The sequence below is a fragment of the Rhodophyticola sp. SM2404 genome (genome assembly GCF_053570515.1).
The window spans coordinates 335,300-357,614 of the sequence record NZ_JBSEDL010000001.1 but is presented as its reverse complement, the minus strand read 5'-3'; the positions used below and the strand labels follow the sequence as shown (position 1 = coordinate 357,614).

Genomic DNA, 22,315 nt, shown 5'->3' with positions numbered 1-22,315 from the left:
GCCCCTTTTGGCCTATGGCCAATTCACCCCAAAGTATTTGGGAAGCAAAGATGCAGGCTCAGCGGCAATACGGACCCGAGCGGTAACTTGCGACATCAAAATGGAAATGGTCGCGGTGGAACCGATCAGAATTCGGGCCAAGCACAGTGCCAAAGGGGCCACAGGCTTCTTGATGCATGCGGCGCAGCAGGCGCGAGCTTTGACCCGAGCGCCATCCCGTAAGCACCGTTAATTCCGTGCCATTCACAAGACCGATGCCCGCGATATCAATCGCATTGCCTGTGGAATGTTCGGACAGGCGCGCGCCGGGTTGGTTATTGCGGGTGCGGCAGGCATAGGAGGCCACCACGCGGAGCGAAGACACACCGCCACCTGTGCGCCCAACCACGGGCACAACGCCCTCCCGCAACCATGTTTGCAGCGCGAGGGCTGCATCACAATTCAAGGTGGCCGGCTGGTTCAGCGTGACGCCATCGATTTCGCGAACACGCACTGGCTCGGGGATGCCGCAGCCCCTGATCCGACCGGGGATGGTTTCAAGCCGATCTCCCAAAATGCCTGCGCTGCCGCAAAGCGCTCCTCGAGCTCCGGGCTGCGTTACCCGCCCTGGCGTTGCGCGTGTGGAAGCCGCGCGGCTGCGTTCCTCCAAGCCGTCAGGGCGTAAGCTGGGGCGGAGCGAGATGGCAGCCGCATATTGCGTGGCACCTTCGATCACCCGCACCTCGACACTGCGGCGCACAGTCCCGAAAAGACCACGCCGTTCGATAACTTGTGTCGTGGTTTCAACGCTGACAGGAGTTGCATCGGCCTGAACGGGGACGGAGGACTGAACGGGCGGCATGCCGCCGCGTTCTTGCGGGCGCAAAGATCCGCGCGGGGCCAGTGATGAAGCCCGAAGAATAACGGTCGTCGCCGCGGCGGGCCCTGTCGGGGCACGCACGGGCTCGGCCGTTTCGATCTGATCAGCAGGTGTAGGAACGGATGGTACAGGTGAGGCTTGGGGGCGCGCGATCGGACGTAGTGAATTAGACGGAGCCTCCGCCAAGAGCGGTTGCGCTGTCATCACCAAAACTGCCCCCAAAACACCCCAAATTCGCATCATGGCATTTTGGGTGGCCGTGGTTTGGAACTTGTGCGCCCGAAATTCGGCGCATCCGTATCCTGCCCCGCTTCGATGATGCCTCGACGAATTTCGCGGGTGCGGGTGAAGTAATCATGCAAATGATCGCCATCGCCCGTGCGGATCGCGCGCTGAAGCGCGAAGAGCTCCTCGGTGAAACGGCCAAGGATTTCCAGCGTGGCCTCTTTGTTCGACAGGAAAACATCGCGCCACATGGTCGGGTCAGAGGCCGCGATCCGCGTGAAATCGCGGAAACCTGCGGCGGAATATTTGATCACTTCGCTGTCTGTTACGCGGCGCAGATCATCTGCCACACCCACCATCGTATAAGCGATCAGATGCGGCGTGTGGGAGGTAACGGCCAGCACCAGATCATGGTGATCGGCATCCATTTCCTCGACATTGGCGCCGCATTTTTCCCAAAGCAGGCGCAAATTGGCGACCGCTTGGGGGTCTGCCTTGGGCTCGGGTGTGATGAGGACATAGCGGTTGTCGAACAATTCGGCAAAACCCGAATTGGGGCCAGAATGCTCGGTTCCCGCCAAAGGGTGGGCGGGGATGAACTGCACATTTTCAGGCACATGCGGGCCAACCGCGCTGATCACATCCCGTTTGACCGACCCGACATCAGTGAGCGTTGCCCCTGCCTTGAGATGCGGCGCGATCTGTTCAGCGACCTGCGCCATCACGCCCACGGGCACGCAAAGTACAACCAGATCGGAATCTTTCACGGCTGAGGTAAGATCATCCTCGATCCGGTCGCAAAGCTGGATATCGCGCGCGATCTGGCGGCTGCCTGCAGAACGGGCATAGCCCACCACTTCCCCCGCCAGCCCCGCGCGTTTGATCGCGAGCGACAAAGAGCCTGCAATAAGGCCAAGGCCGATGAGCGCCACTCGGTCATAAATCTGGCTCATTGCGCCCCCTTGAAACCCGCAAGCGCATCCAGCACGCGGGTATTGTCATCAGGTTGGCCCACGGTGATGCGCAGGCATTGCGGCAGCTTATAGCTTTTGGGATGGCGCACGATAATACCGCGGGATTTGAGATAGGCATCCGCTGCATCAGCCTCGGCCTCATCCTTGAAGCGCGCCAGAACAAAATTGGCATAGCTTTCATCGCAAGGAATACCGATCTGGCGCAAGCTTCCGGTCAGCCTTGCGCGTTCCTCGGCATTGATCCGCACACAGTCCTGCGCGAATTCGGTATCAAGCGCTGCCGCTTGCGCCCCTGCCAATGCCAAGGTCGACAGATTGAAAGGTTGGCGGATACGCCCCAGCACATCGATGATGGATTGGTCGGCATAGCCCCAGCCAACCCGTAGACCGCCCAAACCATAGAGCTTGGAAAAGGTGCGTGTCATGACAACATTCGGCCGCGCTTCGACCAAGGCCTTGCCGCCATCATAGCCTTCGGCAAATTCGGCATAGGCGGAATCGATCACCAAAAGGCACCGCTCGGGCATGGCATCGGCCAGACGTGCAAGCTCATCCGTGCCAAGCATGGTGCCTGTGGGATTGGCGGGGTTGGCGATGAAGACAAGCCGTGTCCGATCGGTCAGGCCCGCAATCAGATGGTCGATATCGACGCGGCGCTCGACCTCGGGAACCTCAACGGGGGTTGCCCCCACCATCAGCGCACAGATGCGATACATCGAGAAACCGTGCTCGGTATAAAGCACCTCATCGCCCAGCCCTGCATAGGCATGACACAGGAATTGCAGCACCTCATCCGAGCCGACACCGCAGATCACGCGGGCAGGATCAACGCCGTGGATTTGGGCAATCGCGTCGCGCAGCTCGGCATGATCGGTGGAGGGGTAGCGATGCATTTCCTCGGCTGCGGCCTTGATCGCGGCTACGGCTTTGGGGCTCGGGCCGAACGGGTTTTCGTTCGAGCTGAGCTTGAGCACATCGTCTTGGCCGTCGATCTTACTTTGCCCTCCTTGGTAGAGGGCGATCTCCAAAATGCCGGGTTTGGGCTGCATTGGCGCGGACATGGGGCGGGATTCCATTAAATGTTTCGAGGGTTTTAGCGAGGCAGGCCGCGCAAGGGAACCGCAATCAGTAGAAGCTTTGCGGATCGATATCGACCGAGAGGCGCAAAGTGTTGGGCAGCTTGAGATTACCCGTCCAACGCGCAATGGCGGCTTGCAGGGCAATACCTTTGGGGGCCTTGACCAACAACCTGACACGGTGGCGGCCACGCACACGGGCAATGGGGGCGGGCGCGGGGCCGTAGACAATGGCCCCCACATCGCGCAAGGGCTGGTCATTTCGCGCCAAATGCGCGCCCAAATCAAAAGCCTGCGCGGCATCGGGCGAGGAGATGATTATGCCTGCCAGCTTGCCATAAGGGGGCATGCCCGTTGCCTGCCGTTCCTCTGCTTCGGCCTGCCAGAACCCTTCATCATCGCCTGCAAGCGTGGCGCGGATCACGGGGTGTTCTGGCTGGAAGGTTTGCAACAAAGCCTCCCCCGTTTTTTCGGCACGCCCCGCGCGCCCCGCAACTTGGCGCATCAATTGGAAGGTGCGTTCAGCCGCGCGCAAATCCGAGCCTTGCAAGCCAAGATCGGCATCAATCACGCCCACCAAGGTCAGGCGTGGGAAATTATGCCCTTTGGCCACAAGCTGCGTGCCGATGATGATATCGGTCTCGCCTGCGGCAATTTCCTCGATCTGGGATTTCAACGCGCGCGCCGAGCCAAAGAGATCAGAGGAGAGGATCGCCTGTTTTGCATCGGGGAACAGCATAGCGGCTTCTTCGGCCACACGCTCAACCCCGGGCCCCACAACAGCCATTTTCCCCTCGACCTTGCAGGACGGGCAGACCTGCGGCACGGGTTTGGTTTCACCGCATTGATGGCACATCAGCCGCTTTTGAAAACGGTGCTCGACCATGCGTGCATCGCAATGGTCACAGCCCACCTGTTCGCCGCAAGCACGGCACAGGGTGACAGGCGCATAGCCACGACGGTTCAGGAACAACAGCGATTGCTCGCCCGCTGCCAAACGCTGCTTCACGGCCATTTGCAGGCTTGGGGAAATCCATGACCCTGAGGGCAAATCCTCGACCCGCATATCAACGGCATGCATGGCAGGCAGCTCGGCCGCGCCAAAGCGGGCCTGAAGATCAAGGCGGGCATATTTGCCTGCTTGCGCATTGGACCAGCTTTCAAGCGAGGGGGTGGCCGAGGCCAGAACGACTTGCGCCGAATTGAGCGAGGCACGCAGCACGGCCATGTCGCGGGCATTATAAAGAACACCGTCCTCCTGCTTGTAGGAGGTGTCATGTTCCTCATCGACCACGATCAAACCAAGATCGCGGAAAGGCAAAAACAGCGCCGAACGGGCCCCCACCACCAATTGCGCCTCACCAATCCCGACCATTTTCCAGCAGCGCCGACGCTCGGTCATGGTCACGCCCGAATGCCATTCGGCGGGCTTTGCGCCAAAACGCGCTTCAACGCGGGTTAGGAATTCACTGGTCAGGGCAATTTCGGGCAAAAGCACCAAAGCCTGTCGTCCTGCCTTGAGGCACGCCGCAACCGCTTCAAGATACACTTCGGTTTTGCCCGACCCCGTTACCCCTTTCAGCAAGGTGGTGCCGTAGATGCGCGATGTGATCGCCTCGCGCAGGATTTTTGCAGCCAGCGCTTGGTCTGTCGTCAAAGCCTTACTCGGCAGGTCGGGATCAAGCGGCAAATAGGGCGTATCGCGCGGGGTATCGACTTCCTCGACCGCGCCTTGAGCAGCAAGCCCCTTCACCACGCTTGAAGTCACGCCCGCCATTTCGGCCAGTTCTTTCAAGGTGAAGCCAAGCCCGCCATATTCCTCAAGCACCGCCAGAACACGGGTGCGCGCATCGGTCATACGGTCGGGTGTTGTGGCTCCAAGACGGTAGATTTTGCGCATCGAAGGCGGATCGGACAGGCCAGGCGCGCGGGTTGCCAAACGCAGCATCGCAGACATGGGCGTCAGCGTGTAGGCGCCTGCCTTTTCCAAGAAGCTGCGCAGCTCTGCACGCATCGGGGCCACATCGAGAACGCGGCGCACTTGGCGGACTTTGGCAATATCCCAATCCCCCTTGCCTGCCCCCCAAACAACACCCAAGACCTTGCGCGGACCAAGCGGCACTTCGACGAAGGCACCAAGCCAACACCCGCCCTCGGGCGCTTTGTAGTCAAGCACCCGATCAAGCGGCTCGGCCGTCAGCACGCCAACCAATTCGCCTTGTGTGAAATAGTCTTGGGTCATGCTTTCCCGCTGGCAGGGCATTGCGCTACTGGGCGGCAACACACATCGACTATGCCTTAAAAGCCAGCACAGCCATTAAATTATTTATAGACACCGCCGATATCGATGCGATCCGCGCGTTCAATGATTTTGGTCCAGCCGATGCTCTGACCATGACCCGTTCTATCATCATGAAATCCAGCAATGACATCAAGGATGTGACCAAGGAATTCTGAGATACGCGCAATGAACCCGTTTTTGCCAAGACCATTTCGCTGGATACCAAGCGGGATTGCTTGCTGTGATCAAAGCGATAGCCGATCAAACCCCTTGCGATAACGGCTAGGACACGTTCATGAGGGATGAAGCAAAAAACAGGGCAGAAAATCCTGAAGAGATCGTGTATGGTCGCGCCAAATCATAAAAAACACTTGAGGCATACCGGTGACTGAACGAGCAGAATTGTTGGAAGATTGGCGCGAACGCGTCTTGGCAGACCCCGAACTGGTGCTCGAGGATCGCGACCTGATGCGGGCGCTGATCTCGGCAAATGACCGCCAGATGGGCGGCAATATCGTGGATATGCGCGGCATCGCGATGGAGCGTCTGGAAAACCGGCTCGACCGGCTTGAAGATACGCACCGCTCGGTGATTGCGGCGGCTTATGAGAACCTTGCAGGCACCAACCAAGTGCATCGCGCCCTTCTCAAGATTCTGGAACAACCCGATTTCGAGACCTTCCTCAAAGCACTTGGCAACGAAATTGCCGAGATTTTGCGCGTGGATCGCATCAGGCTTGTTCTGGAAAGCAAGGATGTCACCGAAAGCTCTGCCGCAACTGTGCAGAAGCTGGAAGACGTGCTGACAGTCGTGCCCGCTGGCTTCATCGATCTTTATCTCTCGGCAGGGCGCGACGTGCCACAGCGGATAGTCACGCTCAGGCAGGTCGGTGACAGTTCCGAGGAAATCTTCGGCGATGCAGCAAGCTGGATCGGTTCCGAGGCGCTGCTCCGGCTTGATCTGGGCAAGGGCCGCTTGCCTGGTATGTTGGTGATGGGCGCGGAAGATCCGCACCAGTTCCGCCCCAACCAAGGCACCGATCTTTTGGCCTTTTTCACGGGCGTGTTCGAACGCGCGATGTGGAAATATCTGGACTGAGGCAATGAGCCTCGCCCTTTCCCCTGCGGCCCGCGATCTGCTTCAACGATGGCTTGCACATGTGCAATCCATCGATGGGGCATCAGACGCCACGATCGACGCCTATACCCGCGACCTGCTGGGATTTCTCAGCTTTCAATCCGTTTATGCAGGTGACAGCCTCGGGCTGGGGCCGCTGCAAAGGCTCGGGGTTCGCCAGATGCGCGCATGGATGGCCGAGGAGCGCGGGCGCGGTGTGGGCGCGCGGTCTCTGGCGCGCAAATTATCGGCAGTGAAAAGCTTTTATCGCTGGTGGTCGGACCATGAGCGCTTTGACCCTACGCCCGTCCTTTCGGTGCGCGCCCCGAAATACCAACGCCCCCTGCCCCGCCCTTTGAGCGAAAGCGCCGCTAAGGATGTGCTGGAGGTTGTGGGCCAGCAAGACGCGCGTGATTGGGTGCAAGCCCGCGACACTGCAATTGTGACCCTTCTTTATGGCTGCGGCCTGCGCCGCTCCGAGGCGCTCGGGCTCACGGGGGCAAATCTGCCCATGGGGGATGCTCTGCGCATAACAGGCAAGGGCGGGAAAGACCGCGAGGTGCCCGTACTGCCTGCCGCGCGGGACGCCGTGGCCCGCTATGTTGCCCTCTGCCCCTATCGCTCCGATCAAAGCGAGCCCCTTTTTCGCGGTATCCGCGGCGGGCCGCTCAACCCGCGCCAGGTGGCAAAAATGGTTGAACAGGCGCGTTTGCAACTGGGCCTTCCCGCAAGCGCCACCCCCCATGCCATGCGCCACAGCTTCGCAACCCATCTGCTCAATGCGGGCGGCGATTTGCGTGCCATTCAGGAATTATTGGGCCATGCGTCATTGTCGACCACGCAGGCCTATACGGCGGTTGATACCGCGCGTTTGCTCGAGGTCTATAACGCCGCGCATCCGAAAGCGTGAGCGGTCAGTGTCACAGAACTGTTGCACTCTCTCCCACAAGGAGGCATGAGGCATCAAATGACCCAACGCCATAAAGCCTTCCTGATCCATATGTTGACCGCCGTGGGCGCATCGCTTGCGATGCTGGCCCTGCTTGAGGCGATGCAGCACAACTGGGCGGGCATGGCGCTTTGGCTGGCAGTTGCCTTTGTGGTCGACGGGATCGACGGGCCCTTGGCGCGCCATTACGAAGTCAGCGAACATGCCCCCGAGATTGATGGTGTGATCCTCGATCTCATGGTCGATTTTCTGACCTATGTGATGATTCCCGCCTATGCGCTTTACGCCTCGGGGCTTTTGCCTGGATGGAGTGGCTGGGTCGCGGTTTTGCTGATCCCTTTTGCCAGTGCGATTTATTACGCAGACACGCGGATGAAGACGGCGGATTACAGTTTCAGGGGTTTTCCCGGGTGCTGGAACATGCTGGTTTTGCCGCTTTTGGTGATCGTTCCACCTTGGTGGGTCACGCTTGGTCTGGTGGTGCTTTTGGCGGCAGCGATGTTTGTGCCCCTGAAATTTATCCATCCCGTGCGCACCAAGCGCTGGCGGCCCTTCTCTCTCGGCATGGCTGTCCTTTGGACGGCTGGCATCACCTATGCCGCTTGGACGGATTTCGCATCAAACCCCGCGCTCACAATGGTAGTGGCCGCGACATCCGTTTACCTGATGGTCGCAGGTATCCTTCAGCAAATGACGGAAAACCACTGAAGCCTAGAGTTAGGAACGCCTAATGCCGCCTGAAATCACAGATTTCGGCGCGTGATGCTTCGCTCAACACCTGAGGGTGAATGCTTTAGTCTTTCGCGCTGCGAATGACTTTTGCGAAAGACTCGAACATCGTGCCCGAACCCGCAATCAGATGGCCGTCTTCCAAGATATTCTGATCCTCGCGGATAGGCTCGACAAACCCGCCTGCTTCGCGCACCAAAATGATGCCCGCTGCGATATCCCACGCATTGAGATCATATTCCCAATAGCCCTCATAGCGACCGGCCGCGACATAGGCCAAATCCAGCGATGCAGCGCCCCAACGGCGCACACCCGCCGTCATCGGCAAAAGCTGCCCCAGATCACGCAGAGCGGCGGGAAGGTATTTCTTGCCGCCAAACGGAAGACCCGTGGCAAAAACCGACTCGATCATCCGGTTGCGCCCTGAGACGCGAATGCGCTGGCTGTCATTAAGCCACGCGCCCGAGCCTTTTTCAGCATAGAACATCTCGTCCTTGGCAGGGTCAAAGACCACGCCTGCAACGATCTCGCCCTTATGCTCAAGCGCGATGGACACGGCCCAATGCGGCATGCCGTGCAGGAAATTCGTGGTGCCATCCAGCGGATCAACGATCCAGCGGCGGGTTGGATCAGTGCCCTCGATCGAGGTGCCCTCTTCGCCCAAGAACCCGTAATTCGGGCGCGCCAGCATCAGCTCTTCCCGCAAGATATCCTCGGCGGCCTTATCGGCACGGCTCACGAAATCTCCGGGGCCTTTGGAGGAGACCTGCAGGTTTTCCACTTCGCGGAAGTCTTTCACGAGGCTGCGCCCTGCTTTGCGGGCCGCCTTGATCATGATGTTGAGATTGGCTGAACCTTGCATAGTCTTATCCTTGGGCGTGCGACAAGCGCGGCGTATAGCGGGCAGTGCGCCTTATGCCAAGGGGGGCAAATCCTTTAACTTGCCGCCCTTTGGCCAAGGGTTGCCCCAGTTTGATCGCGCCGCTGGAGTTTCGGTGGCTCGGTACGGGCCAGCTTCAAGACATGCGACATGAAAGGTTTGGTCGTATCATCACGTCGCGTCGCCCCATAGAGCCGCTTGGTCAGGCCCGTTTTTGTCAGCGGTTTGGTCACAAGGCTGGAGCTCTGCCCCTGCCCGCGCACCACCCAATCGGGCAAAACCGCAACGCCTCGATTAGAGGCGACCAAAAGCAGGATCACCGCCGATAGCTCCACCTGCCGTATGGTTTTCGGCTCCAGCCCTGCGGGCATTAAAAGCCCCGTGAACACGTCAAGCCGCGTGCGTTCAACAGGATAGGTGATCAGCGTCTCATTGGTGAAATCCGAGGCCTCGATATATTCTTTCTGGGCCAGAGGATGCTGGTTTGAGCAAATGAAAACAGGCTCATAATCAAAAAGCGGCGTGAAATCGACGCCTGGCAAATCTTCTGGGTCCGAGGAGACGACCAAATCCACCTCCTCGCGCAGCAATGCGGGCAAGGCCTCGAATTGCAGACCGGGGCGGATATCAACATCAATATCAGGCCATGCTTGCCTGAAGGCTTCCAGCACGGGCAGCAACCAATCAAAACAGGCATGACATTCGATGGCGATATGCAAGCGCCCCGTCTTGCCCGAGCGCAGGCCACTGAAATCTTCCTCCAAGGCGGCGATCCTTGGCAGGATGTCTTCGGCCAAGCGCAGCAGCTTCATTCCCGCAGGCGACAGCTTCATCGGCTTTGAGCGCCGCACGAACAACTCAACCCCCGCCTGATCCTCAAGACCCTTGATCTGATGGCTGAGGGCAGATTGCGTGATATGCAGGGTATCCGCCGCTTTCGCGAGGCCACCCGATTCATGAATGGCCTTGATGGTTTTCAGATGTCGAAACTCGATATGCATGTGCGGCTCATATAGATGATGAGTTTTATGAATTTGTCTCACTAGAGCAATCTATGCGACATCATGGGGTAATAGATCAAGGATTGAGAATCACATGACTACGCCGCGCGTTTCCTTCGAATTCTTCCCGCCCCAGTCGATCGAGGCGTCATTCAAGCTGTGGGATACGCTCGGAGTTCTGGCACCGCTCTCGCCTGAATTCGTCTCGGTAACCTATGGCGCGGGCGGCACAACGCGTGATCTGACCCATGATGCGGTCAAAACAATCCATGCCAATTACGGGGTAAAGGTTGCGGCGCATCTGACCTGTGTGAAAGCCACCCGCGAAGAAACCCTTGAGATCGCCAATAGCTATGCCGCCGCTGGCGTGACCGATATCGTAGCGCTGCGCGGCGACCCGCCAAAGGGCGAAGGCCATTTCACACAACATCCCGGCGGCTTTGCCAATTCGGTCGAACTGATCGAAGCCTTGGCCGAGACAGGCAAGTTTAACATCCGCGTTGGTGCCTACCCAGACCCACATCCCGAGGCCGCTGACATGCAGGCCTGCGTTGACTGGCTCAAGCGCAAGGTGGATGCAGGCGCGTCCTCGGCGATCACGCAGTTTTTCTTTGAAGCCGAAACCTTCTTCCGTTTCCGTGACGCCTGCGTAAAGGCGGGCATTGATGCAACGATCATTCCGGGCATCCTGCCGATCAATAAATGGAAAGCGGTCCGCCGCTTTGCCGCGGCCACTGGGGCCTTCATTCCAACTTGGGTGGATGAGGCCTATGACAAAGCCGAGCGTGATGATCGCGAACATCTTCTATCCACCGCGATCTGTACTGAGCTTTGCTCGGACCTGATCGAGGGCGGTGTAGAGGACCTGCATTTCTACACCCTCAACACCCCTGACCTGACCCGCGAGATTTGCGCAGCCCTTGGCGTGACCCCTCAGGCCAGCCTTGCCGAAGTCGCCTAAGGCATTTCTTTTACGATCACCGTTATGAAAGGGTGCGAGCCAGCTCGCGCCCTTTTTCGTTGCGTCGGTTTTTAGCGCGGCCTCTTGCCCAATCACGGAAGGCAGGCCAGCATAGCTCCTATACAAATAAGGAGCGCCCATGGCCGAACCGATTTTCGCAAGTGATATGAACGGGCTTGTCTCCCGCGAGGTGCTGACCTCGATGTCGGGCTATGACTTCATGCGCGCAATCCTTGAAGGGCGCCTGCCCCATCCGCCGATTGGCCAAGGCATCAATTACCGTCTCGCCAGTGTTGAGGATGGCCGCGTCACTTTCCACGGCTGCCCTGAGTTCGAGCATACAAACCCGATGGGAACGGTGCATGGCGGTTGGTATGGCACATTGCTTGATAGTGCGATGGCCTGCGCCGTCATGACCAAAGTGCCCAAGGGCGCGGTCTATACAACGCTTGAATACAAGGTAAACATCACCCGTTCGATCCCATTGGGCATGGAGATTGTCGCGGAAGGTGTGGTCTCGCATGCGGGGCGCTCCACGGGTGTTGCCGAGGGTACTATCCGCGGCGTGCAGGATGGCAAGCTCTATGCGACAGGCTCGACCACCTGTATTATCATGAATGCTGCTTGACCCCATAAGCGGCCTTTAATTGACTTGGGCGTGGCTTTCGGGCAAGCAAATCCCTTCGATTCAATCCAAGGAGATTCCGATGATTTCGCCGGTCCTGCCAAGCTACTCGCGCGCACCTCTCTCTTTCGTCAAAGGCGAAGGGGCATGGTTGGTCGAGGCAGATGGCCGACGTTTTCTCGATTTCGCCTCGGGCATTGCGGTCATGGCGCTTGGTCATGGCCACCCTGCGGTTGTGGGGGCCTTGAAAGATCAGGCCGACCAGCTTTGGCACACCTCGAACCTTTATAATGTGCCCCAGCAGGAAGCGCTGGCTGAAAAGCTTGTTGAGCATACTTTCGCGGATACCGTGTTTTTCTGTAATTCCGGCACGGAAGCTGCGGAACTGGCCATCAAGATGGCGCGGAAATACTGGTATGAAAAAGGCCAGTCTGAGCGCACAGGCATCATCACCTTTGAGGGCGCGTTCCATGGCCGCTCCACGGGTGCGATTGCGGCTGCGGGTGCCGAGAAGCTGACCAAGGGCTTTGGTCCCTTGATGGAGGGCTTCCTGCATCTGCCATTCGGCGATCATGAGGCGCTGACCAAAGCCGCCGCACAGGCTGATATCGGCGCGATTATGATCGAGCCTATTCAGGGCGAAAGCGGGATCCGCCCACTGCCTGATCAATGCCTCAAAGGCCTGCGTGATCTCTGCGACGAACATGGCCTGCTGCTGATCCTTGACGAGATTCAATGCGGCATGGGCCGGACGGGCAAGCTCTTTGCGCATGAATGGGCGGGCGTGAACCCCGATATCATGATGGTCGCCAAGGGCATCGGCGGGGGGTTCCCGCTTGGCGCTTTGCTGGCCACGGAAGCTGCCGCATCTGGCATGACGGCAGGCACGCATGGCTCCACCTATGGTGGCAATCCGCTTGGCTGCGCGGTTGGCTGCGCTGTGGTGGATGAGTTGACCAAAGACGGCGTGCTGGATGATGTGAACCACCGCGCGGGGTTCCTGCGCCAAAAGCTCGAAGGGATTGTTGCGGCGCATCCCTCAATCTTTGAAGGCGTCCGTGGCCAAGGCTTCATGATTGGTGTGAAATGCAAAATCCCCAATCTTGATGTGGTCAATGCGGGCTATGATGCGGGCCTGCTGACAGTACCGGGCGGTGATAATGTGATCCGTGTTCTGCCCTCGCTCTTGATCAGTGAGGACGAGATCAATGAAGGGCTTGAGCGGCTGGACAAAGCCGCGACCGCCTTGGAGGCAAAGGCCCATGCCGCAGAATAGCCGCTATCATTTCCGCGCCATCACGCGCGCCGATTATCCGATGATCAGGGATTGGCTCAACCAGCCCCATATCGGCGGTTGGTGGGGTGAGGCCGCGCTGGAGATAGCCTTGATCGAGGAAGATCTTGAGAACGGCCCCACGGATATGCGGATTGTTGAGCTTGCGGGCGCGCCCTTTGCCTTTGTGCAAGACTACCCCGCGCATCATTGGCCCGCCCCGCAATATCGTGGTGAGGCTGAGGATGCGCGCGCGATTGACACCTTCCTTGGCGATCCTGCTTTTCTGGGCAAAGGTCATGTCCAAGCCTATCTTCGCCAGCGGGCAGAAGAATTGATGGCGCAAGGCACCTCAACAGTCTTGGTTGACCCCGACCCGAATAATGCCCGCGCGATTGCGGCCTATAGAGGTGCAGGGTTTGTGCCCCTTGAAGACCGCATTTGCGAGGATGGCGACCGCGTGCTGGTCATGCGCTACCGACAAGACGCCGCCCCTTTCCCAAAAGAAAAGGCATTCGCGCAGTCTGTTTGCTGATACCCAGACCCAGACCTGTTCGATCGAAATTTCAATCCATGGGCGCGCGCTCGTCCAAAGAACAAAGACATCCAGATGAACCATTTTCTCGACATCAATAAAACCGACCCAGCCGCATTGAGACATATGATCGATAATGCGTCATCCATGAAAGCCGCCCGCGCGGGCCGCCCCAAGGGCGCGCTTGATGATGATCTTCCGCTCAAAGACCATATGGTCGCGTTGATCTTCGAAAAGCCCTCGACCCGCACGCGCGTGTCATTCGATGTGGGTGTGCGCCAGATGGGTGGGCAGACAATGGTGCTATCAGGCTCGGAGATGCAGCTTGGCCATGGCGAAACAATTGCCGATACAGCACGCGTTCTCAGCCGCTATGTCGATATGATCATGATCCGCACCTTTGAAGAAGATGTCCTGTTGGAACTGGCGGAATATGCGACGGTGCCTGTGATCAACGGCCTGACAAACCGCACCCATCCCTGCCAGATCATGGCCGATATCCTGACCTATGAGGAACATCGCGGCCCGATCAAAGGCAAGAAGGTCACTTGGTGCGGCGATGGCAATAATGTCTTTGCCAGCTTTGCCCATGCTGCCGGCCAGTTCGGTTTTGATCTGACCTTTGCAGGCCCTGAAACGTTGGACCCCGAAAAGGTCTTTCTGGATGAGGCGCGCGCCAAGGGCGTCAGGGTCGAAATCACCCGCGATGCTGTTGAAGCCGTGACCGATGCCGATCTGGTGGTGACCGATACTTGGGTGTCGATGCATGACAGCCAATCCGCCCGCGAAAGACGCCATAACCAGTTGCGCGGCTATCAGGTGAATGCCGATCTGATGAAACATGCAAAAGACGACGCGCTTTTCATGCATTGCCTGCCTGCCCATCGTGAAGATGAAGCAACCTCAGAGGTTATGGATGGCCCCCATTCGGTGATCTTTGACGAGGCCGAGAACCGCCTCCATGCGCAAAAGGCCATCATGCAATGGTGTCTGGGCCAATAAAGCGCCCTAGCTTTTGAGGCGGTAGCCCGTCTTGAACCAGCGCCATGCAAGGGTAATCACGGCGGCTGTGGCAAAACTCGCCACTGCCAGCCCCTTCCATGGCGAGCTGTCCGAAACACCCAAAACCCCATAGCGCGCCCCGTCGATCAGGTAAAAGACGGGATTCCAATGGCTGATCGTGTTCATAAAGCCCGGCACTGCTTCAATCGAATAGAAGGTGCCTGACAAAAAGCTGAGCGGGATCACAAGGAAATTGGTGATTGCAGCGATCTGGTCGAATTTCTGCGCCAGAATGCCCGCGACCACGCCAAGCGCGCTAAGGAAGGCTGCCCCCAGCAAAACGAAGACAAGCGCCCAGACAGGATGCGCAATTCCCAGCCCCAAAATCGGGAACAAGATCACGGCCACCGCAACCGCCACGCATAGCCCGCGCATCACACCGCCCGTGACATAGCCAATGACCAATTCAATCGGGCTGAGCGGCGGCATCAATGTATCAACGATATTGCCTTGCACGCGCGAAATCACGATGGAGGAGGAGGTATTTGCAAAACTGTTCTGGATCACCGTCATCATCAAAATGCCCGGTGCGATGAAATGCAGGAAGCTTACCCCCATCACATCTCCACGCTGACCACCGATCGCGAGCGAGAAAATCAGGATGAAAAGACCTGCCGTCACCAAGGGGGCCAGCAAGGTTTGGGTCCAGACGGTTGTAAACCGCATCACCTCACGCCAACTTAAGGTATACAGACCCAGCCAGTTCATACGCCCGAAACGGCGCACGCCCATGCCTTCATTCGTGCTTTGCTCTGCCTGTGACATCAGTTTCCGCTTTCTTTTCCTGTGTCCGCCATTGTGTCTGCCACTGGGGAAGGTAAAATGGCTCTTCCAATTCGCGCGTAAGCGCTCCATATGCAAGGGTCCCTTTTGAAGGGGCTTTGTGCACAGATGATCAGGAGGACGGAATGTCCTGGACCGACGAGCGCGTCGAAATTTTGAAAAAGATGTGGGGAGAGGGCCAATCGGCCAGCCAGATCGCCAAGGAACTTGGTGGTGTGACCCGCAATGCGGTAATCGGCAAGGTGCATCGCCTTGGCCTGTCCAATCGTGCAACAGCAAGCGGAGCCTCGGCTTCCAAAGCTAGCAAGGACAGCAGCGCCAAGGCCGCCCCTGAGGCCAAGCCAAAGGCCGCCGCACCCAAACGCGCGCCTGCCAAGCCCGAAGCCGTAGCCGAGCCCGCCAATTCGCCAGAGCCTGCCCCCGCGCCGCGCCCGACGAATATCATGCCTTTGCGCAAGCCAATCGTGCCTGCGGGCCAGCCTTTGCCACCCCAGCCTTCGGCCAATGAAATCAGCCCCGAGGCTTTGGCCAAGGTAAGCGAAGTCGAAAAGCACGCCAAGAAGATCAGCTTGATGGAACTGACCGAGCGGACCTGCAAATGGCCCATCGGCGACCCCGCAACTGATGATTTCTACTTCTGCGGCCTGCCCGTTCAGCAGGGCAAACCCTATTGCGAAGCGCATGTGGGCGTGGCCTTCCAACCGATGAGCGCGCGCCGCGACCGTCGCCGCTAGGGCATAGACCACGCGAAAAAACAAAAAGCCCGGAGCGCATTCGCCTCCGGGCTTTTTTGTTTGTGGTCGACAGGATGACCTAGCCGCAATGGCGCGCGATCTCGCGGGTCCGCAGACCTGTTTCAACCAACTGGCATCGGTCACGCGCCTCATAATAATAGCCGCGCGCATACCACATCACCGCCTCGTCGATATCGCCGTCCGACACCAACCAAGCCCCGCGCAAATACCGCACCGCGTAGCGCAGATTGGTTTCGGCATCCAAAAGATCATTGGCCGTGCCTTCAAACCCCATGCCTCGCGCAGTCTCGGGCAGGATTTGCATCATCCCGTAATAGGGCCCATTCCGAGCCGCAGGCCTGTAGTCGCTTTCGCGCTGGATAACGCGATGCACCAATTCACGCGGGATCTCGTTTTCATCGGCATATTGATTAACCAATACCCTGATTTCAGCCGTCTCACCTGGAAATAGTGCGGGGTTATAGCCCGAGGATGACACCCCGCCACCGCCCGAGCCGCAGGCGGCAAGCAAAGCCAAGCTGGACAAAAGATAAGCCAATAGCCGCATGTAACACCCTTAGACCCTGTTTCGTGATCTGCTCACCTAGACCAAAAGCACGATCTCTGACCAGTGGGTAGCCGCTGCCATGTCAGGGATCGGCGGGAAACTGCCCTTGGCCCTTTGGCGTTAATCGCGCTGAAACAGGTTTCGCAGCTGTTGTTCGGCCTCTTGGCGCAGGCGATCTTCCAGACTGTCTTGGATCTCTTCGGTGGTCGTCTCGCTATTCACATCCACGCCAAGGGCTTGGCCCACCTCTTCCTGCACCCGCTCACGTGCCTCTTGCTCAAGGCGGTCACGCTCTTCCTCTAGGCGGGCGCGGGCCTCGGCCTCCAAGCGCTCCCGCTCGGCAGCCAATTCTTGTTCTGCCAGAAATTCAAGATCAGGCCGGAAGCTCAGATCAGCCCAAGGCCCACGGATCAGGATCGGGACGCTCAAGCCGTTTTCGCCACGGGTGACCGTTGGAATAACGCGATATTCCAGCGTTTGACCGCCCAGATCAGCGCGCCCTGCCCCGCTGACGCCACCCCATGGGGCGGAAAGCAGCAGATCGTCATTTTGCAAAACACCGGATGCAATGGCGAATGTGGCGGTGACACTGTCATAGACCGTGCGCTGCCCTTCACCGCGATAGCCTGCATCGAAATTGCGGATCATCCCCGCCAGATCAAAGCCCTCAATCGCGCCCTGACCGAAGGTGATCGAGCCACCGCCATCAAGGCTCTCCATGATCGCCTGAAGCGATGCGCCCGAGCCAAGGAATCGCACCGCGATATCGCCACTGCCGCTTAGCCGCTCAAAATCGGCCAATTCGGTGAGCAAAGGCTGCAATTGCACGCCGCGAAACGCGAGATCACCGCGCATCGAATTGCCCCCGCGCCCATTGAGAACCATCTCGCCCGAGAGCGTGCCACCATAGGCATCCGCACGCGACAGGCTCATGACCATGCGGCCATTATCAAGCGTGGTGCGCAGATCGATATTCGAAGTCTCGAGATAACCGAAATCAAGAACACCCAAGCCCAAAACCAGTTCTGCATCCACAGCGAACAGCCCCGACAGATCAATCGGATCGCGCGGCCAGCCCGAAGCGCCACCGCCCGAGGAAGAGCCGCCCTGTGCCGCATCGCTGCCTGTCAGCGCCGAAAGGTCCATGGACGCACCGCTTAAAGACCCGCGCAGACGCGGGCGCTCATCACCTTGGTACAGATCCAGCGCCGCATCGAATTGGCGGCCATCCAGTTCGATCTGGCCATCGCGCAGATGAACCGAGCCTTCGGGCGCAAGAACCACTTGCCCCGATACGCCAATACTGTCGCGGCCAAGCCCTGCGGGCAAAGGCGCAAGCTGGGTGCCCGCCAAGGCGGCAAGTGGGGAAAAATCACTTGCGTCAATCTCGGTCTGGGCATCCAGAACAAGCGGGTCCAAGCCTGCCACACCATCAATAACAGCCGTGCCGCCATCCCATTCGACACGCAGGGAGATCGGCTGCACCTCGCCATCCAGCAGGCCTGCAACACTTTCAATCTGCGCATTGCCCGACAGGCGCTGGCCATTCACGCGCGCCGAATAAGCGGCCGCGCCTTGGGCGGCAGCGCTTGGCATGGACAGGGTCAGGTCAAGCTCGGTCACCACGATATCGGTGCCTGTGCTTCTATCAATATAACGCATGGCGCCATTGGTGATCCGCGCCTCATCAAAGCCGAGGCTGGCAATGGCCGACCCGCTGCCCTCAGCGGCGGCGGCCTCAGGCTGATCGGCTGCGACATCTGCTGTGGCTTGTGAAAAATCCCAGCTTTCGCGCCCGTCAGCCGCACGCACCAAAGTGATGTCAGGGCCTTCAAGAATGGCCTCTTCAATCTGGATTTGGCCCGAAAAAAGCGGCGTCAAAGCCACGCCTACGGCCAAGGCATCTGCGGTGATCAAAGGGCCATCGGCTTCGGCCCAATCAGGGTTGCCGATCTCCAGTCCCTCAGCCCGCACACCGAGGATGGGATAAAGAGTAGGCCTGACATCGCCTGAAATGACAACGCGACGTTGCAGCGATTGTTCAAGCCGAGAGGTGGCAATCTCTGCAATCCGCTCGGACGGAATTGCAAAAAGCACCGCAACGCCCAACACCGCAACCAAAATCACCGCGCCCAGAAGCCTGACGATCCACCGCATCTCTACCCCCATAGATTTGTTCTGATCCAAGCGTAGCAACAAAGGTATTTATGAAACAGGGGCAACAGGGCTCTTTTTCTTGACCCTTCCCGAAAGCGTCAGGGAAAGCTATAGCCAGCCTCATGAGTCAGAACCCACCCGATCTTCGCCCCGACCTTGCCCGCGCCCGCGTGACCGAAACCATGCGCGCAGGCCAACCGACCATTGGCATGGTCTCACTTGGCTGCCCCAAGGCGCTGGTCGATTCCGAGCGTATCCTCACGCGGCTTCGCGCCGAGGGCTATGGCATCTCGGCGGATTACAATGGCGCGGATGCGGTGATCGTGAACACCTGCGGCTTTCTCGATTCCGCCAAGGCAGAAAGCCTTGATGCCATTGGCGAGGCTTTGCGCGAGAACGGTAAAGTCATCGTGACGGGCTGTTTGGGGGCTGAGCCTGATTACATCACTGGCGCGCATCCAAAGGTTCTGGCGGTGACAGGCCCGCATCAATACGAGCAGGTGCTGGACGCCGTGCATAACGTGGTGCCGCCCGCGCCCGATCCCTTTATTGATCTGCTGCCTGCCTCTGGCGTCAGCCTGACACCGCGCCATTACAGCTACCTCAAGATTGCCGAAGGCTGTAACCATAGCTGCAAATTCTGCATCATCCCCGACATGCGCGGCAAGCTGTCCAGCCGCCCTGAAAAGGCAGTTCTGCGCGAGGCGGAAAAGCTGGTCGAGGCGGGTGTGCGCGAATTGCTGGTGATCAGCCAAGACACCTCGGCCTATGGCACGGATTGGTCCGATCGGCCCGAGAAGTTCCCTATCCTGCCGCTGTCACGCGCTTTGGGGGAATTGGGCGCTTGGGTGCGGATGCATTACATCTACCCCTATCCGCATGTGCGCGAGATGATCCCGATGATGGCCGAAGGCTTGATCTTGCCTTATCTCGATATCCCGTTCCAGCATGCCCATCCCGAGACACTCAAACGTATGGCGCGCCCTGCCGCAGCGGCCCGCACCTTGGACGAGATCGCAGCTTGGCGGGTGGATTGCCCCGATATCACCCTGCGCTCGACCTTCATTGTAGGCTATCCTGGCGAGACGGAAGACGAATTCCAGACCCTGCTTGATTGGCTGGATGAGGCGCAGCTCGACCGTGTTGGCTGTTTCAAATACGAAAATGTCGATGGCGCGCGCTCGAACGCATTGGACGGGCATCTTCCCGAAGAGGTGAAGCAAGACCGCTATCACCGCTTCATGGAAAAGGCACAGGCCATTTCCGCTGCCAAGCTGGAAGCAAAACTGGGCTCGCGTTTGGACGTGATCGTTGACGAGGTGGACGCCGAAGGCGCGACCTGCCGCACCAAGGCCGACGCGCCCGAGATTGACGGAAACCTGTTCATCGATGAAGGGTTCGATGCCCTCAAAGCAGGCGACATCCTGACCGTCGAGGTGGATGAGGCCAGCGAATACGACCTTTGGGGAACAATCGTCGCCGATTAACAGCCGCGCGCCGCCATCTGGCGCACGGTCTCGATCCGCGCGGCATTGGGCGGATGCGTGCCAAGGAAACGATCGCCCGGATCAGGCAAGCGCGTGAAATATTCAGACCCGCGCAGCGAGTTATAGCCCGCGCGGCAGGCAATCACGCTGCCAAGGGCATCCGCCTCCAACTCATGATCTTGCGAGAACCGCCGCGCGCCCACGGTCGCACCAATTTGCGCGGCACTTTCCGCCACCGCCTGATTGGCCCCGCTCAAGGTTGCCAAGACCCCAAAAATCAGCGCACCACTTTGGGCCGAGGCCTGTTGCTGCGGGATATGGCGCGCAATGTGATGCGCGGCCTCATGGCCCATCACAAAGGCCAATTCATCCTGATTGCGCACATCCGCGATCAGACCCACCGTAAACACAAGATAAGGCTGCCCCCCACGCAGGGTTTGAAAGGCATTGATCCCCGAGGCGGGATCGTCATCAACGGCAATAATGAAATCGCAATTCTGGTTCGGCGTTTCGACCCTGCAGGTTTGTTCGGCCACAGGTTCTACGCGCGCGACAACCTCGCGAAAATTGGCAATCGCCTGCTGCGATGACAGGCGGGGGGTATTCGGGGCGGCGGTTTGCGGGCTTGGCGGCGCGCTGACTGTTTGACACGCAGACAGGCCGATCAAGGCAGCAAGCAAAAGGAAGGACCGCAACATATTCTCTCCGAACCGGTTTGAGCTGCCCCAAGATTTAGCATGTCGCGCGCTCGCGTCCAATCACAGCTACGGGTTTGCATTGCCATGGCTCCAATTCCCGCCTAGCCTTGTCCCATGTTCACCATCGAGCACGATTTTGACGCCACCGTAATCACCCTTGTTGATGAGGGAAACGCGCCTTTGCGTGAGGATGCCGTGATCTCGGCTTTCTCTGAGGTGATCAGGATTGAGCAATATGACCCCCGTACGGATCGGACGCAAACCATCGAATTGTCGATTGCCCAATTGCACGATCTTGGTGCCGCACTGGATTTGCCCGAAGGGGTGTACAGAATCGAACTTGCCAAGGATGCGGATTGAGACCGTCCGCTTGGGCTAGACTTACGCCGCGCACAGGCGCAGAGTTTTGAAACACGTCTAGCGCGCAGGGTTTCATGGACAATATCAAAGGCAGTCTTCTCATGGTCGCGGCCATGGCGGGTTTCGCGCTTGAAGATATGTTGGTCAAAGCCGCCGCTCAGGATTTACCCGTCGGGCAGGTTCTGATCGTTTTCGGGTTTGGCGGCATGGCGATTTATGCCTCTATCGCGCTGATGCGGGGTGAGGCCCTTCTCCACCCGCAAGCCTTTAGCCGCCCGCTTCTGGCGCGTGCTTTTTTCGAAATTCTGGGCAGGCTCGGCTATACGGTCGCCATTGCGCTGACGCCGCTTTCCTCTGCCTCGGCCATTTTGCAGGCCGCCCCATTGGTTGTGGCCGCGGGCGCCGTGATGGTCTTTGGGGAAAAGGTCGGGTGGCGGCGATGGCTGGCCATTATCATCGGCTTTATCGGAGTTCTGATGATCTTGCGCCCTGGCACAGGCGGGTTTGAGCCGCTCTCTGTCTTTGCAGTTTTGGGCATGATCGGTTTTGCAGGTCGTGACCTTGCCACCCGCGCGGCCCCGCCAAGCATGACCAATGCACAGCTTGGCCTATACGGTTTTGCGATGATGGCGATTGCAGGGGCCATCGCGCTGTCATGGACAGGTGGTGCTACATTGCCTGACGGTCAATCAAGCGTGCTTTTGGGCGGGGCCATCGTAATGGGGGTGCTTGGGTATTCCTGCCTGACAGGTGCAATGCGCACAGGCGAGATCGGCGTTGTAGCCCCGTTCCGCTATATCAGGCTGGTCTTTGCGATGATCCTTGGTGTGCTTGTCTTTGCCGAACGGCCCGATGCCATGACCCTTTTGGGCAGCGCCGTGATCGTGGCCAGCGGGCTTTACACCGTTTTTCGCGGACAGCGCGCCAAGGCCTGAGCCCTCAGCACAGCCCTGTGCAAACCCGTTGCGCGCTATCTGGCTGC

General features: G+C 58.8%; 23 protein-coding genes. 13 read left to right on the top strand and 10 right to left on the bottom strand.

Annotated elements, in window-relative coordinates; translation table 11 throughout:
• Positions 1-58: 58 nt before the first annotated feature.
• From ACTYEO_RS01790 to ACTYEO_RS01775, 4 genes are all read right to left on the bottom strand, one after another.
• Positions 59-1,102, bottom strand: a complete 1,044-nt coding sequence (locus ACTYEO_RS01790) for an extensin family protein (protein ID WP_449321991.1) — start codon at positions 1,100-1,102, stop codon at positions 59-61.
• Complete coding sequence (locus ACTYEO_RS01785; protein WP_449321990.1) at positions 1,099-2,037, bottom strand: prephenate/arogenate dehydrogenase family protein; 939 nt, start codon at positions 2,035-2,037, stop codon at positions 1,099-1,101. The genes ACTYEO_RS01790 and ACTYEO_RS01785 overlap by 4 nt, the downstream gene beginning before the upstream one ends.
• Complete coding sequence (gene hisC, locus ACTYEO_RS01780; protein ID WP_449321989.1) at positions 2,034-3,119, bottom strand: histidinol-phosphate transaminase; 1,086 nt, start codon at positions 3,117-3,119, stop codon at positions 2,034-2,036. Before hisC ends, ACTYEO_RS01785 begins: the two co-directional genes overlap by 4 nt.
• Before the next feature lie 64 nt (positions 3,120-3,183).
• Positions 3,184-5,376, bottom strand: a complete 2,193-nt coding sequence (locus ACTYEO_RS01775) for a primosomal protein N' (RefSeq protein ID WP_449321988.1) — start codon at positions 5,374-5,376, stop codon at positions 3,184-3,186.
• A 20-nt stretch (positions 5,377-5,396) separates the two neighbouring features.
• Here ACTYEO_RS01775 and ACTYEO_RS01770 point away from each other — a divergent pair, with 20 nt between their 5' ends.
• From ACTYEO_RS01770 to ACTYEO_RS01755, 4 genes are all read left to right on the top strand, one after another.
• Positions 5,397-5,591: a hypothetical protein gene (locus tag ACTYEO_RS01770; RefSeq protein WP_449321987.1), complete on the top strand. Its 195-nt coding sequence runs from the start codon at positions 5,397-5,399 to the stop codon at positions 5,589-5,591.
• 208 nt (positions 5,592-5,799) lie between these two features.
• Positions 5,800-6,513 (top strand): DUF484 family protein, encoded by a 714-nt coding sequence (locus ACTYEO_RS01765; RefSeq protein WP_449321986.1) that lies wholly within the window; start codon positions 5,800-5,802, stop codon positions 6,511-6,513.
• Positions 6,514-6,517: 4 nt separating this feature from the next.
• A complete protein-coding gene (locus ACTYEO_RS01760) occupies positions 6,518-7,441 on the top strand; it encodes a tyrosine recombinase XerC (RefSeq protein ID WP_449321985.1) in 924 nt (307 codons plus the stop codon).
• Positions 7,442-7,498: 57 nt separating this feature from the next.
• A complete protein-coding gene (locus tag ACTYEO_RS01755; RefSeq protein ID WP_449321984.1) occupies positions 7,499-8,188 on the top strand; it encodes a CDP-alcohol phosphatidyltransferase family protein in 690 nt (229 codons plus the stop codon).
• 85 nt (positions 8,189-8,273) lie between these two features.
• Here the strand turns inward: ACTYEO_RS01755 and ACTYEO_RS01750 are convergent, their stop codons facing one another.
• On the bottom strand, positions 8,274-9,071 hold the full coding sequence (locus ACTYEO_RS01750) for an inositol monophosphatase family protein (RefSeq protein WP_449321983.1): 798 nt from the start codon (positions 9,069-9,071) through the stop codon (positions 8,274-8,276).
• A gap of 74 nt (positions 9,072-9,145) precedes the next feature.
• A complete protein-coding gene (locus tag ACTYEO_RS01745; protein WP_449321982.1) occupies positions 9,146-10,090 on the bottom strand; it encodes a LysR substrate-binding domain-containing protein in 945 nt (314 codons plus the stop codon).
• Positions 10,091-10,184: 94 nt separating this feature from the next.
• Here ACTYEO_RS01745 and metF point away from each other — a divergent pair, with 94 nt between their 5' ends.
• The 5 genes from metF to argF all read left to right on the top strand — a co-directional run bounded on the left by metF (position 10,185) and on the right by argF (position 14,486).
• Complete coding sequence (gene metF, locus ACTYEO_RS01740) at positions 10,185-11,051, top strand: methylenetetrahydrofolate reductase [NAD(P)H] (RefSeq protein ID WP_449321981.1); 867 nt, start codon at positions 10,185-10,187, stop codon at positions 11,049-11,051.
• A gap of 166 nt (positions 11,052-11,217) precedes the next feature.
• Positions 11,218-11,679 (top strand): PaaI family thioesterase, encoded by a 462-nt coding sequence (locus ACTYEO_RS01735; RefSeq protein ID WP_449322218.1) that lies wholly within the window; start codon positions 11,218-11,220, stop codon positions 11,677-11,679.
• 79 nt (positions 11,680-11,758) lie between these two features.
• On the top strand, positions 11,759-12,952 hold the full coding sequence (locus ACTYEO_RS01730; protein ID WP_449321980.1) for an acetylornithine transaminase: 1,194 nt from the start codon (positions 11,759-11,761) through the stop codon (positions 12,950-12,952).
• Positions 12,939-13,484 (top strand): GNAT family N-acetyltransferase, encoded by a 546-nt coding sequence (locus ACTYEO_RS01725; protein ID WP_449321979.1) that lies wholly within the window; start codon positions 12,939-12,941, stop codon positions 13,482-13,484. The genes ACTYEO_RS01730 and ACTYEO_RS01725 overlap by 14 nt, the downstream gene beginning before the upstream one ends.
• Before the next feature lie 75 nt (positions 13,485-13,559).
• Positions 13,560-14,486, top strand: coding sequence for an ornithine carbamoyltransferase (gene argF / locus ACTYEO_RS01720; protein ID WP_449321978.1), 927 nt, complete (start codon positions 13,560-13,562; stop codon positions 14,484-14,486).
• 6 nt (positions 14,487-14,492) lie between these two features.
• Here the strand turns inward: argF and ACTYEO_RS01715 are convergent, their stop codons facing one another.
• Positions 14,493-15,311 carry an ABC transporter permease gene (locus ACTYEO_RS01715; protein WP_449321977.1) on the bottom strand — a complete coding sequence of 273 codons (819 nt, stop codon included), beginning with the start codon at positions 15,309-15,311 and terminating at the stop codon, positions 14,493-14,495.
• A 143-nt stretch (positions 15,312-15,454) separates the two neighbouring features.
• Between ACTYEO_RS01715 and ACTYEO_RS01710 the strand changes: the two genes are divergently transcribed.
• Positions 15,455-16,063 carry a GcrA family cell cycle regulator gene (locus tag ACTYEO_RS01710; RefSeq protein WP_449321976.1) on the top strand — a complete coding sequence of 203 codons (609 nt, stop codon included), beginning with the start codon at positions 15,455-15,457 and terminating at the stop codon, positions 16,061-16,063.
• 79 nt (positions 16,064-16,142) lie between these two features.
• Here the strand turns inward: ACTYEO_RS01710 and ACTYEO_RS01705 are convergent, their stop codons facing one another.
• Together ACTYEO_RS01705 and ACTYEO_RS01700 are read right to left on the bottom strand one after the other, a co-directional pair.
• Positions 16,143-16,631 (bottom strand): transglycosylase SLT domain-containing protein, encoded by a 489-nt coding sequence (locus tag ACTYEO_RS01705; protein WP_449321975.1) that lies wholly within the window; start codon positions 16,629-16,631, stop codon positions 16,143-16,145.
• A 120-nt stretch (positions 16,632-16,751) separates the two neighbouring features.
• Positions 16,752-18,788: an AsmA family protein gene (locus ACTYEO_RS01700; RefSeq protein ID WP_449321974.1), complete on the bottom strand. Its 2,037-nt coding sequence runs from the start codon at positions 18,786-18,788 to the stop codon at positions 16,752-16,754.
• 122 nt (positions 18,789-18,910) lie between these two features.
• On the opposite strand from ACTYEO_RS01700, the gene rimO reads away from it, so the two are divergent.
• Positions 18,911-20,275 carry a 30S ribosomal protein S12 methylthiotransferase RimO gene (gene rimO / locus ACTYEO_RS01695; RefSeq protein ID WP_449321973.1) on the top strand — a complete coding sequence of 455 codons (1,365 nt, stop codon included), beginning with the start codon at positions 18,911-18,913 and terminating at the stop codon, positions 20,273-20,275.
• Here the strand turns inward: rimO and ACTYEO_RS01690 are convergent.
• Positions 20,272-20,973, bottom strand: a complete 702-nt coding sequence (locus tag ACTYEO_RS01690) for a M48 family metalloprotease (protein WP_449321972.1) — start codon at positions 20,971-20,973, stop codon at positions 20,272-20,274. The two genes, rimO and ACTYEO_RS01690, sit on opposite strands and share 4 nt — an antisense overlap.
• A gap of 114 nt (positions 20,974-21,087) precedes the next feature.
• Here ACTYEO_RS01690 and ACTYEO_RS01685 point away from each other — a divergent pair, with 114 nt between their 5' ends.
• Together ACTYEO_RS01685 and ACTYEO_RS01680 are read left to right on the top strand one after the other, a co-directional pair.
• Positions 21,088-21,333, top strand: a complete 246-nt coding sequence (locus tag ACTYEO_RS01685) for a hypothetical protein (protein ID WP_449321971.1) — start codon at positions 21,088-21,090, stop codon at positions 21,331-21,333.
• Between the two features lie 74 nt (positions 21,334-21,407).
• Positions 21,408-22,268, top strand: coding sequence for a DMT family transporter (locus tag ACTYEO_RS01680; RefSeq protein ID WP_449321970.1), 861 nt, complete (start codon positions 21,408-21,410; stop codon positions 22,266-22,268).
• Positions 22,269-22,315 lie beyond the last annotated feature (47 nt).

Coding starts and splice junctions, on each gene's coding strand:
- ACTYEO_RS01790 (WP_449321991.1), bottom strand. CDS start 1,102: ATGATGCGAATTTGGGGTGTTTTGGGGGCAGTTTTGGTGATGACAGCG.
- ACTYEO_RS01785 (WP_449321990.1), bottom strand. CDS start 2,037: ATGAGCCAGATTTATGACCGAGTGGCGCTCATCGGCCTTGGCCTTATT.
- hisC (WP_449321989.1), bottom strand. CDS start 3,119: ATGTCCGCGCCAATGCAGCCCAAACCCGGCATTTTGGAGATCGCCCTC.
- ACTYEO_RS01775 (WP_449321988.1), bottom strand. CDS start 5,376: ATGACCCAAGACTATTTCACACAAGGCGAATTGGTTGGCGTGCTGACG.
- ACTYEO_RS01760 (WP_449321985.1), top strand. CDS start 6,518: ATGAGCCTCGCCCTTTCCCCTGCGGCCCGCGATCTGCTTCAACGATGG.
- ACTYEO_RS01755 (WP_449321984.1), top strand. CDS start 7,499: ATGACCCAACGCCATAAAGCCTTCCTGATCCATATGTTGACCGCCGTG.
- ACTYEO_RS01750 (WP_449321983.1), bottom strand. CDS start 9,071: ATGCAAGGTTCAGCCAATCTCAACATCATGATCAAGGCGGCCCGCAAA.
- ACTYEO_RS01745 (WP_449321982.1), bottom strand. CDS start 10,090: ATGCATATCGAGTTTCGACATCTGAAAACCATCAAGGCCATTCATGAA.
- metF (WP_449321981.1), top strand. CDS start 10,185: ATGACTACGCCGCGCGTTTCCTTCGAATTCTTCCCGCCCCAGTCGATC.
- ACTYEO_RS01735 (WP_449322218.1), top strand. CDS start 11,218: ATGAACGGGCTTGTCTCCCGCGAGGTGCTGACCTCGATGTCGGGCTAT.
- ACTYEO_RS01730 (WP_449321980.1), top strand. CDS start 11,759: ATGATTTCGCCGGTCCTGCCAAGCTACTCGCGCGCACCTCTCTCTTTC.
- ACTYEO_RS01725 (WP_449321979.1), top strand. CDS start 12,939: ATGCCGCAGAATAGCCGCTATCATTTCCGCGCCATCACGCGCGCCGAT.
- argF (WP_449321978.1), top strand. CDS start 13,560: ATGAACCATTTTCTCGACATCAATAAAACCGACCCAGCCGCATTGAGA.
- ACTYEO_RS01715 (WP_449321977.1), bottom strand. CDS start 15,311: ATGTCACAGGCAGAGCAAAGCACGAATGAAGGCATGGGCGTGCGCCGT.
- ACTYEO_RS01710 (WP_449321976.1), top strand. CDS start 15,455: ATGTCCTGGACCGACGAGCGCGTCGAAATTTTGAAAAAGATGTGGGGA.
- ACTYEO_RS01705 (WP_449321975.1), bottom strand. CDS start 16,631: ATGCGGCTATTGGCTTATCTTTTGTCCAGCTTGGCTTTGCTTGCCGCC.
- ACTYEO_RS01700 (WP_449321974.1), bottom strand. CDS start 18,788: ATGCGGTGGATCGTCAGGCTTCTGGGCGCGGTGATTTTGGTTGCGGTG.
- rimO (WP_449321973.1), top strand. CDS start 18,911: ATGAGTCAGAACCCACCCGATCTTCGCCCCGACCTTGCCCGCGCCCGC.
- ACTYEO_RS01690 (WP_449321972.1), bottom strand. CDS start 20,973: ATGTTGCGGTCCTTCCTTTTGCTTGCTGCCTTGATCGGCCTGTCTGCG.
- ACTYEO_RS01685 (WP_449321971.1), top strand. CDS start 21,088: ATGTTCACCATCGAGCACGATTTTGACGCCACCGTAATCACCCTTGTT.
- ACTYEO_RS01680 (WP_449321970.1), top strand. CDS start 21,408: ATGGACAATATCAAAGGCAGTCTTCTCATGGTCGCGGCCATGGCGGGT.